Source organism: Bradyrhizobium guangxiense (genome assembly GCF_004114915.1).
Classification (GTDB): Bacteria; Pseudomonadota; Alphaproteobacteria; order Rhizobiales; family Xanthobacteraceae; genus Bradyrhizobium; species Bradyrhizobium guangxiense.
This window is the reverse complement of record NZ_CP022219.1, coordinates 7,205,844-7,220,948: the sequence shown is the minus strand read 5'-3', so window position 1 is coordinate 7,220,948 and position 15,105 is coordinate 7,205,844. Positions and strand designations below refer to the sequence as shown.

Below are 15,105 nucleotides of genomic sequence, written 5' to 3'. Positions count from 1 at the left end.
TCGAAGATGTCATGCATCCAGACTCGATAGACCAACAGAAAATCGATCATCTTCTGGCGTTTGATCTCGGAAGTAGGCCCATCGAATCGATAACCAGTTATCACTGGAAGGATCTTAAGCCATAACTCGTTGTCCCTGGATCCATAGTAGAAAGGGACATCGCCTAGAAGCTCTTGGTCTGAGTTCAAAACTCGGGAAAATCGCTCTGGCGGAGCCGTTCCAACTATAAGCACGCGCGTGTTCGAGGGTATAGGATAACTTGCGTTGAAAGGATGTCCCTCCACGGGACACGACAACCCTAGCTCCATTCCTGGAAGCCATATTGTTTCAAACGGCGCTCTGCGCGCTCCAGTTCAGCAACGGAAAAGAGATCACGCCAGGGTTCGCGCAAAGCTAGCGCCTCCACCGTGAGGTCCAGTCGCTTCAGTTCCCAGAGCTTAGTAAAGCCACTTGAGGGCCTGTTGCTCATGATCAAATGCTTCGCTGTAGGCAGAGCTCCGTCCCGCTCAATCATTCGGAGAAATTCAGTGGGACGATAACCAATCTTGCTTGAAGCAGCGAAGATGGCTCGCATAGCACTCTCAAATGCCCTAGCAATCGGCCGCGGCGCGACAGATCCTTTTCCTTTCTGCTGAGTGTCTATCAATTTGATCGCGTCTTTAATCGAGATCATTGCTGCGGCCGAGCCTTCTCCTTTGCTGAGGACAAGTTCGCGGGCAGCAGACCTGAAGGCACTTAAGTCTTTCGTCGAAAGCGCGAGCACTCCAAAACCTGGGAGCGAGACACCGATCTCCTTATGGACGTACGTTAAGAGCTCGGTTTCAATTTTGGGGCTCGGAACGCGCCAGTAGCCGCCGAATGAGCAGTCCTTTTCGTCGAGCTCGAAGTCCAGCAACCAATCTCCCGCTTCTATTTCGTTCCGCCAGCCTTCATAGACGTCGAATTCTCGCAGCCCTGGGTTGGCTTCCCGGTCAGCTTTCAATGCTCTTTCGCCCGCGAGGCTGAGGCCCTCGCTATAGATGGCAAGCTTTACCTTGTTCCATGCTACGTGCTCCGGGCTACTGCGGACAGCGGCGCCCAAATCAGTCGTAAGTTCCATTCCAGTAGGAGCAATTCGCTTCCTATCCAACCAGATTTGTTCTGCGAGACGCAGGTGAGTGTCAGTAATTTCATAGGCGTTGCTTTTTCGTGACTCGAACCAGGCCAATGCAGTCGCAACCATCTCCGGATCATCGCTGAAGACGTTGGCCTCGGCCCAGCCCCCTAGCCCGTCAACTACCGCCAACCCGTTCGTCGAAGCGTTTGACGATCCGAGAACAAATCCATCAGGTGTCCAATAGAGCTTTCCGTGTAGCCGAGGATCCGATCTTACTGGCAGATGGGGCCGTAGCTGGCGCAGTCTCTTGATTTCTAAGGGGTTACATGCCCCGGAATCAAGATTGCAAACGATATCGACCTCAAGCTCGGGTCTTGCCAGTCCTAGCGCTTCGATAGCTCCTTGCCCCCAAAATGCGACAGCAATTTTAGCTTTCGTCGCGGAGCGCAGGATCTCGCGAATTTTGATTGGCGCCCCCACTTCATCCAAAAAACGCATCTCAGCCACTCACCCAGCCTCTGCCTAATTGTCCAATCGATGCACTCGGCTACTGAACGGAGAAGCCAATCGGTGCTCGTATGTACCCACGGCCATTATTCTGTCTGGTCGCATCGAAGCTTCGCGGACGTGGCCTTACAACCGATGCAGGTGCGGACACCGGCCTGGGCGGCACTTGCGTAACCGTGTTGTCCTGGATGGTCTGCTCAACTTTCGCGGTCGACTCTCGCGGGAGATTGAGTTGTTGAATTGCCTGTCTCGTTATAGTCATCTGCCCAGGAAGCGCTTGGTTTTTCTGAATCTGCTTCAGCAAATTGTCCAGAGCCGGCTGACTAACCGTCTTGTTGTTATCTTTGTGCTCGTTCTCGACTAGCGCCTTCACATCTTTCTGGCCCTGCGGCGTCACGACCTTCGCCGGCGCTTGCGCGATCTTTGGTCCAGGCGCAGGCTTTTCACCAACAACAATGACCTCCTGTGGTTGCTTCGGGGAAGGATAGATTCCAATCAACCCACCTTTGGCATTGATGGCCGTAATGGTTTGATAGCCGTTCAAATATAGGTTCAACGTGCCCGTCTGCTGGACACCAGCTGACAGATCGGCATTGAGCGGGTTGAAACGAGATGACACTAACGAGAATTTTGCATCGAGCCCGCCGGTGTATTGAACTGTGAATGTGTAGGCCAGCTGACCTAAATCGACCGCTTGCGCAATGTATTGATCCTCCGCAGGCACAGGCGGGGGATGCTCAGCGTCGGCGTGCGCATCGAGCATGATGTTGCGCGATACACCCATTGCACGGCTCGCCTCCTGTAGCCAGGCGGCCAGCGGAAGTCCTGCGTCGACCCGAACGCGTTCGAACAGCTCCAAGTTAGGATAGCGTCCAGCCGCAAGGCCGTTCAAATCATAGGTGACAGAGCGTGAAAAGCATTTGAAGTCTCGCTCTTCTGGAGTCAGGGGAACGACCAATCCGGTCTGAGCCTGCTCTGGAGTGAGGGGCGACGGTGTCAAAATCGACGCATTCTGCGGAATCGCAAACTGGGCCGCATTGTCATATGTCGCCTGCACTTGCACGCTTGGTCCCAGCGCAAGATTGCGCGTGTGCCCCGCCGTTGCATCGAGAACCAGATTACCGGACGTCCCTGCACCCGGGATACCTAAAGTGTTCTGAAGCTTTATATCGAGGCTAAAGCTGCTGAAGGCCTCGATGTCTAAATCAAAATGGTTGAGCGCGAGTAGCTCGTCCAAGGGAATGTATTGCCGATGGCTTCGCGCAAGTTCGACCCGGCGCCGACTCAATGCGCGCTTATGTTCAAGGTCGGCTGTATAAAAGGTCGCCAGCTCGCAACGAATTGACTTTATGAGCGGCGGAAGACGGTCTCGGCTCAATGCACCGATCCGCGGGTCACTCACAACCTGAAACGACGCACCCCCGCCAAGAAGGAGGGAAAGCGCGCCCGATGCTGCCCCCACAGCCCCAAGTCGCATCGAACGCCCCATTTAGAAACAGAACTATCGAAAACATAATCAACTAATAAGCGCAGTATTCACATATCACACCTGGAAGGTCAGGCCTAGACTCTTTTCCCCATCTTCGATTGGATCGGCGGACGTCCTGTCGATACTCCCAAGTTGACGTCCGCGGCTCATCTCCGTGGTTTGGGTTGACACGAAATACTGCGGTGCGGCGCCCGGGCGCGCACTGCCCCTTTGCCGCACTGCATTTCGGATATCAGTTGTTATGGAAGAAGTGGGCCGATGGCCGAGGCGTCAGCAACAGGCGACGGCGACACAAATCGACCTGGTTCTCCTGCGACCGACCGCGATGAAAATTACTATGCTGAATGAGCCAGCATTCTCCCCAAGAACAGATAGCAACTTTTCCGTTCCGCCTAAGCTCGATGCGCGAAGACCAGCTGGCGGACGTCTATCTTTCCAGCCCTAAACCCTGCCTCACAGTAGGACAAATAGTACTCCCAAAGTCGCCGAAATTGTTCATCGAAACCTAGCGAAGTCAGGTCAGGCCATGCCTCGCTGAACTTTGCTCGCCAGATTGCAATCGTTTTCGCATAATCTTGTCCAAAGACGCGCTCACCTTTAATGGGAATGTGGAAGCGTTGAGCGAGCGAACGCAGGATAGCGGCTGAAGGCAGCATGCCTCCTGGAAAAATGTACTGCTGGATGAAGTCCACTCGCCGCCGGTAGTCGACGAAATGTTTATCGTGGACGGTGATGGTTTGAATCCCCGCCAGCCCGCCTGGCTTGAGCCGTTGTTGCAGCTGCTGGAAGTATACGGGCCAGAATTGCTCGCCGACGGCTTCGAACATTTCAATCGATGCGATGCGGTCGAATTGACCAGTTTGGTCGCGATAATCCTGCAGCCGGACCTCAACGATTTCAGAAAGCCCGGCCTCGTGAATCCGTCGCAGCGCAAATTCATGCTGCTCTCTACTGATAGTGAGGGCCAATACCTTGGCGCCGTAGGTCTTGGCGGCAAATTCGGCAAAGCCGCCCCAACCGCATCCAATCTCGAGTACGCTCTGGCCGGGCCGCAATTCGATGGCCTTCGCCAGTTGCTCGTATTTATGCTGTTGCGCGGCAGGAAGGTCGGCTGTCTCGGCCGAGAAAAGAGCCGATGAGTAGGTCATGCTGGGATCGAGCCACGCAGAGAAGAACTCGTTTCCGAGATCGTAATGCTGGTGGATGTTGCGCCTCGAACCCTCCCTCGTGTTGCGGCGTAGGCGATGAAGCACCCGCCGGCAGAGGCGAACCAGCATATTCCCTGCGAAGGCGCGGTCGACCAGATCCTCGTTGAGACAGAACAGGTAGAGCAGATGCGCGAGATCGGGCGTGGTCCAGTCGCCTCGAATATAAGCCTCGGCCATGCCGATATCACCACCGATGACCAGGCCGCGAGCGAACCGATAATTCTTCAGTTCGATCGATGCCGCTGGCCCCGGAACCTCGCCGCGCAACGTGACCATTCTCTGGTCAGGAAGGCGGACGTGAAGAGTGCCGCATCGCAAGCGCGATGCTAGGCGGAGAGCAAAGCGAGCGAAGAACGGGATGCCATCAAATTGAAGTGTGGAATGGGTAGCGGCCAGGTCCATGGTTCAGATCTCGCGTTGTTTCAAACGGGTCACAAAGGGAACGCCCTTAAGCCAGAGCCGCATCGCTTCCCAGTGTATGGCCGCGATCACCTTGAAGGTCAGAAGAGGCAGGCTGCAGAGTGAGGTCAACAGGGATCGGCCCGTCAGGGCACGTCGTCGTCCACAAAATGTCGCCGCAAACATTGTGCCCTGCGCGTTGCTTTGCACAATTCGCACTCTCACGTCCTGCTGCGGTGGAGAAACGCTGAAGCGATAGTGCGTTTCCATCTCCATAAAGGGTGAGACGTAGAACGCTTTCGCCTGGCATTGGCGTATGGGAGCCTCTGTGGAAGCCTCCTGCACCGGCAGGGCGTAATGGTGCATCTCGCCGAAAGTATTGCGGACTTCGTAGATCAGCAGCGCCAGATTGCCGGACGCGCCATAGCAATAATAGATCGAAAGCGGGTTGAACACGTAGCCGAAGACCTTGGGATAGCAAAGCAGGAGAACGCGGCCCCCAGAAAGGTCGATGCCGCGTTCGACCGCAAGCCGTCGGGCGTATTGGCTGAGGCCTCCACCCGTGCGACCCCCGTGATCCCGCTCTTGAAAGCTGAAGAGCGCCGCTCGGTTGACCCCGAACAGCCGTGATTGGCAATCCGCGTCCTTCAGCCGGTCGAGGTCGATCAGCAGGCTCATCACACGGTAGGTGAACCTGTGGTGCACGGGGCGCCAACGCGCGTGCATCACCTTTCCCCAATAGAGCGCGGCGGGCGCTGTCGCATTCTCAGTTTCAGCGGGTGTGGTTCGGGTCATTGCGTTACTCGGCAGCCTCGGCAAGCAGCGGATCAGGCTGACGCCACGGAATCTTGCTGCCGAGCGCCTCGGCAATGGAGATGCCGGCTTTCAAGCCATCCTCGTGGAAGCCGTAGCCGGTCCAGGCGCCGCAGAACCAGGTGCGGCGACGGCCTTGAATCGCGGGGAGCCGTCGCTGCGCTGCGAACGCTGCTAGGTCGTATTGCGGATGAGCGAAGGTGAATTTTCCGAACGTCAGATCGGCAGCTGGATCAAACGGCGGGGTGAGGCTGACGAACAACGGCTTTCGCTCGTCGATACCCTGCAACCGGTTCATCCAGTAAGTCACCGCGACATCGTGCAAAGCAGGCGTTTGCCGCGGCCAGCGCAGAAAATTCCATGAGGCCCATGCCTGACGCCGCCGGGGCATCAGGCTGGAATCGCGGTGCAGGAAAATGGTGTTCGGCGCATATCTGATCGCCCCTAGAATGGATCGCTCCCGGGAGTCGGCATCCGATAGCGTCGCCAAGGCCTGATCGCTATGACAAGCCATCACCACGGCATCGTAACTCTCGACACCGCCATGACTATCGCGGACGGTTACACTATGCTCCGTTCGATCGATCGATGTCACCGCACAGCCTAGCCGAACGTTGCGCCTGAACGAAGCGGTCAGCTTGTCGACATACCGCCGGCTGCCCCCCTCGACGGTTCGCCAGCGCGGGCGATCGAGGTGCAGGAGGCGGTGGTTATCAAAGAAAACCACGAAGTTCTCCGCCGGAAAGGACAAGATCTCGTCGGATGAGGAGGACCAGATCGCCGCCCCCATCGGACCGAGATAATCGGAGAACAGCCGTGACCCGAATGATTGTCGGTTCAGATACTCGCCAAGCGTGAGCCCGTGCAGCCGGCCGGCGCGCAGATCGGCCACGCTCTGCCGGTTGAACCGCGCGACTTCCACCAGCATGCGAAAGTACGAGGGGGCGGCGAGGTTGCGTGGTTGCGCGAACAGGCCGCGGACGGTTTGGAACGTGGTCTCGCCGCCCCCCCGCCATTCGAACCGACCATGATCGGCGGACAAGGCGAAGCTCATGCAAGTTTCGACGGTCTTCACGCCCAAATGCGTGAACAGTGACGTCAAATGCGGATAGTTGGTCTCGTTGAACACGAGAAAGCCGACATCGACATCAATGGGCTCGCCGTCATAGTCAACCCGAACGGTATGGCTATGTCCACCCGGCTGCAGTTCGCGCTCGTAGACGGTGACTGCGTAACGTTGCGACAGAAGCCACGCGGCTGCATTGCCAGCAATTCCCGTCCCGATCACCGCCAAACGCATGCTCTTTCGCCCCCCACTGCGGTACCGCCAGCGACGGTCCTGAAGTAATCGCCAGGAAACGTTCGGCGAGCGGACCCGGATCCCCTCGCTCGACCCCCGCCGCGAAGAGCGAAACCCCGGGCCGGACATGCCGTATCGACCGAGGTCAAGTTGAGTGAGGACATGATCCTTCCACACGTTCAGGCGATCGGCTGCATTGCGCTGGCCCTCTGCTCCCTGATGAGCCTCGCCTGGGTCGTTCAGCAGCGCACGGGCAATTCCGGCTGGGTCGATGCTATCTGGTCCTACGCGACGGGCCTCGTTGGGGCGGCTGCAGCCCTATGGCCATTCGAGGACGATGCGCCGGCCCGCCGGGTGCTCGTCGCAGCGCTGGTGCTGCTGTGGTCCGTTAGGCTTGGCACACATATCGCGCGCCGCTCCGCAGGGGGAATCGACGATCCCCGCTATACGAAATACGCGCGCGAATGGGGCGCCGATGCGCCTCGCCGGATGTTCCTGTTCCTGCAATCACAGGCGCTGGTTTCTGTGCCACTGCCCTTCGCTGTCTTCCTCGCAGCGCACGCACCGGCGTCCGGACTACGGCTACAGGACATGTTCGGGATCGCCATCATCCTGATTGCCGTCGTCGGCGAGGCATTGGCGGACCGGCAGCTGCGGCGCTTCAAGCTCAGCCCGGCCAGCGCCGGCCGCGTCTGCGATGTCGGCCTTTGGCGCTGGTCGCGTCATCCCAATTATTTCTTCGAATGGCTGGGGTGGGTGGCTTATCCGCTTATCGCGCTATCACCAGGATATGGCTGGGGGTGGGCCAGCCTCGCGGCGCCCGCGATCATGTATTGGATCCTGGTCCACGTGACGGGAATACCGCCGCTCGAGGAGCAAATGCTGCGATCACGCGGGGACCGCTATCGGCAGTATCAGGCTCGCACGAGCGCATTCTTTCCATGGCCGCCGCAGCAGGGTGTGCTGTGAATCGGGTTCCGGTGCGTGCGCGCGGATAGAGAGAACGATTTCGCCTGTGGCCATCCATTAAGATGCCCGTCATAGGCGGGCCTTCAGGATGAGTATCCGGATGTGTTTGCTAATTCTGGCGAGCACCGCCCCTTAGCCTCATCCTCGACGACCGCGAAGCAGTCGGTTGAATGACTAGCGCTGGGCCAGATCCTGTAATTCGAACTGATCCGACACGGCTTATGGAGCGTTCATCTCATAAGCCAGCTGGATGCAGATCACAGAGACGCACAAACATGAACCTTTTCTTGACCTATCTTGCCGTGGCCGCGACCTTCGTTGCCATCGACATGGTCTGGCTGACCATTATGGTCGACAGGCTGTATCGGCCGGTGCTGGGGGACATGCTGCGGGCCGAGCCCAATGTGTCGGCCGCGGCCGTATTCTACATCTTGTATCCCCTCGGCTTGCTCTGGTTTGCCGTGCTGCCGGCGCAGCAAGATGGCGGCGCGGTGCGCGCCTTCACCTCAGGCCTGCTGCTCGGCTGCTTCACCTATGCGACCTACGATCTGACCAATCAGGCCACGCTGCGCAATTGGTCGACCGAGCTAAGCGTTGTCGACGTTTGCTGGGGATCGTTTCTCGCCGGCCTTAGTGCTTGGATTGGATTTCTGATCGCTCAAAAATTGTCGCACTGAGCTCGCGGCGCATCATCTGACATCAGTCTGCCGTCGCGTCAGATTTGCTTGGGGCCTCCAAGCCGCTCGAATGTTTCCCTGGTCTCCGCGATCTTATCGGACAGGGATATGAATGCACGCTGGGCCTGCAACTTTGACTCTTCGTCGAGTAAGAGGCTCGCGAGATCAACCAGTTGATCGCCCATTCGCTCCATGATCGCGAGCAGCGAATCGACGCCCGCTACAGGCTCCTCGGCCACGACACGCTCGACTTCCCTAACGATTGATTCGAGTCTTGCTGTCGCCGAGACAAGCCGGTGCTCGCGCCCACGCTCGGGAAACTCGATGATCTCTGCATCCATGCACGCGTTCTCGCCGGGTTCAGCTTGCGACGGATGCGCTGAGGCAATCCTTGCGCACCGCCAAAATGGTTCGATGCAGCCACGTCTTGATGGTGCCCACCGGCACATTGAAGCGCCGAGACAAGCTCGCGCGGCTCTCGCCTTCGAGATAGGCCAGTGCGACCAGCCTGCGGCGGTCTTCCGGCAAGCGGGCCAAGGCTCCAAGGGCGATTGGTTCGGCGCTGACGTAATCAAAATCCTCAGTCGGCGACGGCCCGGCCAATGATGGGACTGTCAGCGCCTCGTCCAGTTCGACGCTCGGCTGTCGTCTGGTTCTCAAATGATCGATCGCGGTATGCCGGACGATCGCAGACATCCAGGTCATGGCCGATGCCCGCTCGGAATCAAACCGAGCGGCATTGCGCCAGATCTTCAGGAAGCCCTCCTGCAGGATATCATCGACGTCGTGCGGGGCGGCTCCAACGGCCAGCGCAATCCTGCGCAGCTTACCGCGTGTGATCGTATGAAGCTCTGCGAAGGCATGTGTCTCGCCCGCGGAGATTCGTGCCAGTAATCCGGACAGCATCTCGCTATGCGCCTGTCCTGGCAGGCTCGAACAGGCCATGTCCCGTCTCCCTTGCGTTTCCTTTACGAAACGCTCCGGGGGCAAGAACGGATCACTCGACGGAATACGGATGAAGTAAGATCAGAGCCGTACGAACGGGCCGATCAGCCGGCCGAGGAAGCCGTTCATACGCAGGTCGCCGGTCATCGCGACCAGGCAGAGGCAAGGGCCTTCGTCGCTAACGATCGGACGGTGATCGATTTCGTCGTCGCCATAGTCGAAATCACCAGGACCAAAGCGCCCGCCTTCGTGGCTGAAGCTACCCTCAAGCACGAGCGTCAGCTCGGTGCCGGTGTGAGTGTGCTCAAGCATGCGCGAACCCGGCGCTGACCGAAGCAGGAAAGCACGCGCGGTGCCCGAACTGGAAAGCTCGATCGGCCGCATGCTGAGACCCGGCGCGACCCGCCGACGCTTACCAAGTCGGTATTTTCTTAGCGCCGGTGGAAGTTCCTGATTCGTGTCGGGCGCAAAGATGGGCGTGGCAGTCTGCTTCGGAGCGTTGTGAATGCGCGACATTACGCGGTGGAATGCATCCGGTGCGAGCGGCACCGGCTCGACATCCTCCAGCGCGGCACCTGCAAGTTGCTCGATCGCCTGCACGAAGCGGGCGCAGCGGGCACAGCCGGTCACATGCACCCCGACGACCAGCTGATGGGCCTCTTCCAGCTTGCCGGCCGCGAAATCGGCCAGAAGATCTTCCGGCGGATGATGGCTGATTGTCATGCTTCTTCGTCCAAAATGTCTCGCAACCGGTTCATCGCTAACCTGATCCGTGACTTGACCGTTCCAAGCGGAATCCCCAGTGCGCTCGCGATTTCCGGGTGGGGCCTTTCCTCGATGAAGGACAGCCTCACCACTGTGGATTGCTCCGCTGAAAGCTGCTTGATCGCCGATGCGATACGAGCAGCATCCTGCCCGCGCGAAATCAGGATATCAGCCCCCTCGGCTTGATCCGGTGCATCAGGCAACTCAGCACTCGTTCCCAGGCGCTCTGCACGCGCCCTGTGACGGAATAGATCGATCCGCAGATTGCGCGCGATCGTAAATATCCAGGCGGGGGCGCCGGCTGTCGCCGGATCGAACTGGTGCGCCTTCCGCCACACCGCGATCATCGTGCTTTGGGCGATCTCCTCCGCCTCGTCAGGGCTACACCCGCCCTTGAGCATCAGGCCCTTTATGCGAGGCGCGAAATGCTCAAATAGCAGCCTGAAAGCCTCCCCGTCGCCGACAGAGGCGACGCGTCCGATCAAATCAGCCCAGTCCACCTTCGCCTTAGGCCCTTTGCTTGCAAGGATCGGCAGCCGCGCGACACCCCCGCGAGGCACACCGGCCTTCGCCGTGATTGGCACACTTAAAGCTCGGATAGCAGCGACCATATATGCTCGACAAGCAGCTTATGGGGGTGAAAACGTTGCTCGGACACCCATGGATCACTTCTCGCCGACACGGCTGTCCGGCCGCCGGCCTAGGGGAGCAACTTTGTGCCGTTATCGCCGCAAGTTGACAGGTTAATGAGGGGCCCGAATTTCGTCTTCCTTCAACTGGGAACCCCGGCTGGTAGGGCTGCTCAGGGCGCCAACAGACGATGAGCTGGCAGCGACGAGGCGTCTGCTTTCTGTAGGGCCGGACGTCGTTCGGATATGAGATGTTATGGAAGAAGCAGGCCAACGGCTGACCAGAGCTTCGAGAGGATGCAAGTCAGCTAGGCCCATCTGCCAGACAGGGGTAGCTCTATGTCGATGCCGCGCCACCTCGCATTTTCATGACTGTCCAGTGGGTTACGGCGATCTTCTTTTTGAAGGACGAATCCCCTCAGTTTGCGGGCCGACATTAGCCCTGTCTGCCAGATAGGGCTAAATTCGGGGCAGGCTCCGGGAGAAATGGCAGACCGCTCCCACCAACCCTCATCATAAGGCGTCGCTAGCATCTTCGTCTTCGGCATCTAATCCGTCGAAGAGCGGCAGTTGATCTAGCGGAGGCGTCACGATCCGACTGCGGCTTGCAGGCGTGAAACCGAACTCCGACGCGATGCGCATCATGATTTCCGCCTGTCGATTGGCGATTGCCAGGTAGGGCGACTGTATCGGGTATCCTGTTGGTGATTTGACCATCGTACCGAACTTTTGGATTTGCTCCATGGCTTCTGCCCACATCGCATAGGCGCCGCAATAGGTAGCTAGGGCGCCGCGATCGAGGTGCGTTATGAGGCCGAGCTTAGAAAGCTCCCCGGTCAGCCGCGCCCATTCCCGCCTGGCAACCGAATTGAGTTGCGGCGGGCACTCAGGTAGCGCGGGTTCGGGCCGCGGCTCGTGCACATTGAGAGGGCGTTTCCCCGGGTTACCCGTCAAAGCCTTGATCCTCGTTGGTTTTGGACGACGGCCACGCATATCCGTTCCGATCACGCCATGGGATCACGAGCGCTGTCCGGCGCGAGCGTATCCTGTTCCAGCGCTTCAAAGAGCGCGCCGTCTCGCTCGCGAATTGCCTTCTCACCTGTGAAGGCCTGCCATCGGCGGATCGCGACATCGACGAACAATGGATCAATCTCGGATGCCGAGCAGATGCGCCCGCACGATTGCGCCGCGATCAGCGTCGTTCCGCTTCCAAGGAAGGGTTCATAGACAGCCTGTCCAGGACTGGAGTTGTTGAGCATCGGCCGGCGCATGCATTCGACCGGCTTTTGCGTCGAATGCTTCGTTTCGGCGTCCTGCCCGCCGCTACTGATGTTCCAGACCGTCGTCTGCTTGCGATCGCCGGTCCAGTTGCCCTTCTTCCGGACCGCGTACCAGCAGGGCTCATGTTGCCAGTGATAATCGCCCTGGCTCATGACCAAGCGGTCCTTTGCCCAGATGATCTGCGCGCGAATCGAAAAGCCGCTCTTGATGAGGCTTTCGGCTACAATGGACGAGCGTAAAGCACCATGCCAGACGTAAGCGATCTCGCCTGGATACAAAGCCCAGGTGGGCTCCCAATCAGCGATCTCATCGTTCCGGATTTTGCCGGTCCGCTTGGAATTGTTGACGCCGCGACGATGACGCCATTCCGGATCGTACTCAACGCCGTAGGGCGGATCCGTGACCATCAATTGAGGCGAGACGCCGGCCAGCAGTGAACGGACGAGAGCTGGATCTCGACTATCGCCGCAGGCGACGCGATGGGGACCGAGCTGCCAAATGTCGCCGGGTTGGGAGACCGCTACCTCGACGACTGAGGGGGTATCGTTCTCGTCCGTTAAGCCGCTTTCGACCCGTGAAAGCGCGGCCGCCAACTCCTTCTTGCTGAAGCCAATAGAGGCGAGATCGGCCCCCAGGCCGGACAGATCCGCCAATTCGAGGCTCAGCATCTTGCTGTCCCAACCGGAATTCAGCGCAATCCTGTTGTCGGCAAGCACCAGCTGGCGGCGTTGCACCTCTGTCAACCCTCGGAGGACAACGACCGGCGCCTCTGTCAGACCAAGCTTGCGAGCAGCGGCCAGTCGGCCGTGTCCCGCGATGATATCTGCATCTTCACTGACGAGGATCGGATTCGAAAACCCGAAGGCGCGAATGCTGCCGGCGATCTCGGCGATCTGAGCCTGACTATGCGTGCGCGCATTGCGCGCGTACGGGATCAGCCGATCAAGCGGCCAGTATTCGATCTGAAGTCGCGCGTTCGCTTCTTCTGGGTACGTCGCGTGTGTCATGTCTTGTCTCGGCCTTTTGCACATTGCCATGTCATCTGGCCCCCTCCCCCCCTAGGGAATTTCGCGACAATTTTCCAAACTGGGGCCATTGAATTGATTCACCTTTTTGGGCAGGGCCGCGCGTGACCATCCCGAGCCGCACAAAGGAAAATAATGGTCGGTTTTGCCGGCTGCTTACCGCGATGAGGCAGACACGGAGGGCAACAGAGCCACCCTCGCCGAAATTGTGTTGTGCCTTCAAAGTGTTGCAGTTGGTCCCCGCGCGGCTAGATGCTGTGCAGAGTGAGTTGCCTGAAATGCAGCCCACTGCAGGCCCCAAAATTCGCCTGCATCGGAAAAAAATCCCTGAATGAGAGAGGCGCCGGTCCGCGCTTGCACGTGGCCCTGAGATTTGACCCGCCCCCCCGGTCTGACTATTCACCACGATCTTCCATCTTCGCGGTAGCATCGCAGTAGCGCTGAAGGACAAGTCGCAGCCCAGCACCGCGACAGTTGAGTTCAGCTTCCGTGGCAGCACTACGCAGTGGCTCGTCAATGAAATCGACGATTGCTCCGTACACCGCGATCTTCGTCGACAGCTCACATCGGAGATTGTCGCTCCATCGCCGTTCGGCAGCGATACGGGCCACGTTTGCGGAAGAGGTCGTCGGCACTCTAGAATTGGATGCTTCGAACTGCTTCCTCGGCAACTTCGCCGCCAAGCCTTTAACTGGCGCTGCTCGCACGGCCGATTCTTCAGGACGTTTGGCTGCCAAGGTTTTATATAGTGAATTGCTAGAACAGGTTTGGTGGCCATGGCCGTCACCCTCAGCGTGTCGCGTCTGTCCCGTCGAAGGTGACACGTTTAGCGACGCAAGCTTCTGCTTCCGAAATTTGCGTCGAGCATTCCATCGATCTTCGGCTTCTCTGAACGACGACCAGATTGGTTCGTAACTATTACGGTGGAACTTCCCACCGTGCCGCACTTTCCGAAAAAGGCTCAATCGTTCTAGGCGAGCGACCGCACGCATAACCGTACGACGGCTCATGCCAATAAGATCAGCGAGCGTATTGAGGCTTGGGTCGCACTGTCCTGTGCGACGGTTGAAATGATCAATTAGGGCCCCGGCCACCCGCTTTTCCGCTCCCGAGAGCTCGGCAGCCAGATTTATGACCTTATGAGCCAGGAGCGTCTCTAGTGGAGTGACTGACATGCGAATCCCGTCTGCATTACGGACGCAATCAGAGGCTCCTTTGTACAAGATGGAAATTGTGAAGATCGACTACTGCGGTGGAAAATGATTATTCTTGCTCGCGGGCCCTCAAATATTATCGTGATGACGAATCATTACGAGGGTTTCGAGCCATGGAAGTGCATCGAACGCGCTCTGCAACTGACCCTAGACAACGTCAGCTCCATAGATTGCAAATGGCGACCGATGCGGGCGTCGAACTCGCGCCAGCAGCCGCGCTTTTCTTCTGCGATCGTCACAAGGTACCCGTTCCCGACTGGCTAGTGAGTCATGCTGCTCGAGGATACTGCCAGCAATTGGACCCCAATCGACCCAAGAACCGAGGTCGCTCGTCTGGCATCCTGAACCGTTACCGGCAGGATATGATTGATCTGTCGCGCTGGGATTCAGTTCGAGAAGCGCGCTTTCAGCAAAAATACTTTAGCGAAACGCTCAAAATCGATGCGGACGCGCCTGCAAAGGCGCTCGAGCATCCAATCAAGATGTCAATTTGGTACGGACACGACTGGCTAAGAGCCTACGAGTGCGCATCGATGATCCTCCGAGACACGCCTGCGTTCGGCGGACCGGATGCAATGAAGACAAGCTACTGCCGCGTCGAGCGCAATATGGTGCACCCGAAGGAATCTTGGCGCTACTTCCCGTTCGAGCCCGAATTTCTTGAAGCTATTGGACTCAAACATCCCAGCCGCTGGGGGCAGTCTAGCAAATGGGAGCCTTTGTATCACCTGACGCTATAAGCGGTTTCCGACAGTTTCCTTGGCACAAGACGAATCATAGTGGCCAAG

The 15,105-nt window shown here is 58.3% G+C and carries 15 protein-coding genes; 3 read left to right on the top strand and 12 right to left on the bottom strand.

The annotated features are described in order from the left end of the window. Window positions 1–298 precede the first annotated feature (298 nt). The 5 genes from X268_RS34530 to X268_RS34510 all read right to left on the bottom strand — a co-directional run bounded on the left by X268_RS34530 (window position 299) and on the right by X268_RS34510 (window position 6,812). Entirely contained in the window at window positions 299–1,603 is a 1,305-nt protein-coding gene (locus tag X268_RS34530) for a phospholipase D family protein (protein ID WP_128929091.1), read from the bottom strand. A gap of 40 nt (window positions 1,604–1,643) precedes the next feature. Continuing rightward, window positions 1,644–2,840: a hypothetical protein gene (locus X268_RS34525; protein WP_128929090.1), complete on the bottom strand. Its 1,197-nt coding sequence runs from the start codon at window positions 2,838–2,840 to the stop codon at window positions 1,644–1,646. 644 nt (window positions 2,841–3,484) lie between these two features. Beyond that, complete coding sequence (locus tag X268_RS34520; RefSeq protein ID WP_128929089.1) at window positions 3,485–4,702, bottom strand: SAM-dependent methyltransferase; 1,218 nt, start codon at window positions 4,700–4,702, stop codon at window positions 3,485–3,487. A 3-nt stretch (window positions 4,703–4,705) separates the two neighbouring features. Then, complete coding sequence (locus X268_RS34515; protein WP_128929088.1) at window positions 4,706–5,494, bottom strand: DUF1365 domain-containing protein; 789 nt, start codon at window positions 5,492–5,494, stop codon at window positions 4,706–4,708. Window positions 5,495–5,498: 4 nt separating this feature from the next. Continuing rightward, window positions 5,499–6,812 (bottom strand): NAD(P)/FAD-dependent oxidoreductase, encoded by a 1,314-nt coding sequence (locus X268_RS34510; protein WP_128929087.1) that lies wholly within the window; start codon window positions 6,810–6,812, stop codon window positions 5,499–5,501. 162 nt (window positions 6,813–6,974) lie between these two features. On the opposite strand from X268_RS34510, the gene X268_RS34505 reads away from it, so the two are divergent. Both X268_RS34505 and X268_RS34500 read left to right on the top strand, forming a co-directional pair. Continuing rightward, the gene (locus X268_RS34505; RefSeq protein WP_128929475.1) at window positions 6,975–7,781 is read left to right on the top strand and encodes a DUF1295 domain-containing protein; all 807 of its coding nucleotides are present in this window, start codon (window positions 6,975–6,977) and stop codon (window positions 7,779–7,781) included. Window positions 7,782–8,056: 275 nt separating this feature from the next. Next, the gene (locus X268_RS34500) at window positions 8,057–8,458 is read left to right on the top strand and encodes a DUF2177 family protein (RefSeq protein WP_128929086.1); all 402 of its coding nucleotides are present in this window, start codon (window positions 8,057–8,059) and stop codon (window positions 8,456–8,458) included. A 38-nt stretch (window positions 8,459–8,496) separates the two neighbouring features. On the opposite strand, the gene X268_RS34495 is transcribed toward X268_RS34500, so the two are convergent. The 7 genes from X268_RS34495 to X268_RS40880 form a co-directional block, all read right to left on the bottom strand. Then, window positions 8,497–8,799, bottom strand: a complete 303-nt coding sequence (locus X268_RS34495) for a hypothetical protein (RefSeq protein ID WP_128929085.1) — start codon at window positions 8,797–8,799, stop codon at window positions 8,497–8,499. 19 nt (window positions 8,800–8,818) lie between these two features. Further along, window positions 8,819–9,403 carry an RNA polymerase sigma factor gene (locus tag X268_RS34490; RefSeq protein WP_128929084.1) on the bottom strand — a complete coding sequence of 195 codons (585 nt, stop codon included), beginning with the start codon at window positions 9,401–9,403 and terminating at the stop codon, window positions 8,819–8,821. An 81-nt stretch (window positions 9,404–9,484) separates the two neighbouring features. Then, window positions 9,485–10,126, bottom strand: coding sequence for a ChrR family anti-sigma-E factor (locus tag X268_RS34485; protein WP_128929083.1), 642 nt, complete (start codon window positions 10,124–10,126; stop codon window positions 9,485–9,487). Next, window positions 10,123–10,668 carry a sigma-70 family RNA polymerase sigma factor gene (locus X268_RS34480; RefSeq protein WP_128929474.1) on the bottom strand — a complete coding sequence of 182 codons (546 nt, stop codon included), beginning with the start codon at window positions 10,666–10,668 and terminating at the stop codon, window positions 10,123–10,125. The genes X268_RS34485 and X268_RS34480 overlap by 4 nt, the downstream gene beginning before the upstream one ends. A gap of 642 nt (window positions 10,669–11,310) precedes the next feature. Continuing rightward, window positions 11,311–11,790, bottom strand: a complete 480-nt coding sequence (locus tag X268_RS34475; protein ID WP_128929082.1) for a phage terminase small subunit P27 family — start codon at window positions 11,788–11,790, stop codon at window positions 11,311–11,313. Between the two features lie 11 nt (window positions 11,791–11,801). Next, on the bottom strand, window positions 11,802–13,085 hold the full coding sequence (locus tag X268_RS34470) for a site-specific DNA-methyltransferase (RefSeq protein ID WP_128929081.1): 1,284 nt from the start codon (window positions 13,083–13,085) through the stop codon (window positions 11,802–11,804). A 413-nt stretch (window positions 13,086–13,498) separates the two neighbouring features. Then, window positions 13,499–14,278, bottom strand: a complete 780-nt coding sequence (locus X268_RS40880; RefSeq protein ID WP_128929080.1) for a helix-turn-helix domain-containing protein — start codon at window positions 14,276–14,278, stop codon at window positions 13,499–13,501. A 215-nt stretch (window positions 14,279–14,493) separates the two neighbouring features. On the opposite strand from X268_RS40880, the gene X268_RS34460 reads away from it, so the two are divergent. Continuing rightward, window positions 14,494–15,057 (top strand): hypothetical protein, encoded by a 564-nt coding sequence (locus X268_RS34460; protein WP_128929079.1) that lies wholly within the window; start codon window positions 14,494–14,496, stop codon window positions 15,055–15,057. Window positions 15,058–15,105: the final 48 nt, after the last annotated feature.

What these genes read in the sequence shown, in the direction of transcription:
- X268_RS34505 (WP_128929475.1), top strand. Translation starts at nt 6,975, where the DNA reads ATGATCCTTCCACACGTTCAGGCGATCGGCTGCATTGCGCTGGCCCTC.
- X268_RS34495 (WP_128929085.1), bottom strand. Translation starts at nt 8,799, where the DNA reads ATGGATGCAGAGATCATCGAGTTTCCCGAGCGTGGGCGCGAGCACCGG.
- X268_RS34515 (WP_128929088.1), bottom strand. Translation starts at nt 5,494, where the DNA reads ATGACCCGAACCACACCCGCTGAAACTGAGAATGCGACAGCGCCCGCC.
- X268_RS34510 (WP_128929087.1), bottom strand. Translation starts at nt 6,812, where the DNA reads ATGCGTTTGGCGGTGATCGGGACGGGAATTGCTGGCAATGCAGCCGCG.
- X268_RS34475 (WP_128929082.1), bottom strand. Translation starts at nt 11,790, where the DNA reads ATGCGTGGCCGTCGTCCAAAACCAACGAGGATCAAGGCTTTGACGGGT.
- X268_RS40880 (WP_128929080.1), bottom strand. Translation starts at nt 14,278, where the DNA reads ATGTCAGTCACTCCACTAGAGACGCTCCTGGCTCATAAGGTCATAAAT.
- X268_RS34520 (WP_128929089.1), bottom strand. Translation starts at nt 4,702, where the DNA reads ATGGACCTGGCCGCTACCCATTCCACACTTCAATTTGATGGCATCCCG.
- X268_RS34500 (WP_128929086.1), top strand. Translation starts at nt 8,057, where the DNA reads ATGAACCTTTTCTTGACCTATCTTGCCGTGGCCGCGACCTTCGTTGCC.
- X268_RS34470 (WP_128929081.1), bottom strand. Translation starts at nt 13,085, where the DNA reads ATGACACACGCGACGTACCCAGAAGAAGCGAACGCGCGACTTCAGATC.
- X268_RS34485 (WP_128929083.1), bottom strand. Translation starts at nt 10,126, where the DNA reads ATGACAATCAGCCATCATCCGCCGGAAGATCTTCTGGCCGATTTCGCG.
- X268_RS34490 (WP_128929084.1), bottom strand. Translation starts at nt 9,403, where the DNA reads ATGGCCTGTTCGAGCCTGCCAGGACAGGCGCATAGCGAGATGCTGTCC.
- X268_RS34460 (WP_128929079.1), top strand. Translation starts at nt 14,494, where the DNA reads ATGGCGACCGATGCGGGCGTCGAACTCGCGCCAGCAGCCGCGCTTTTC.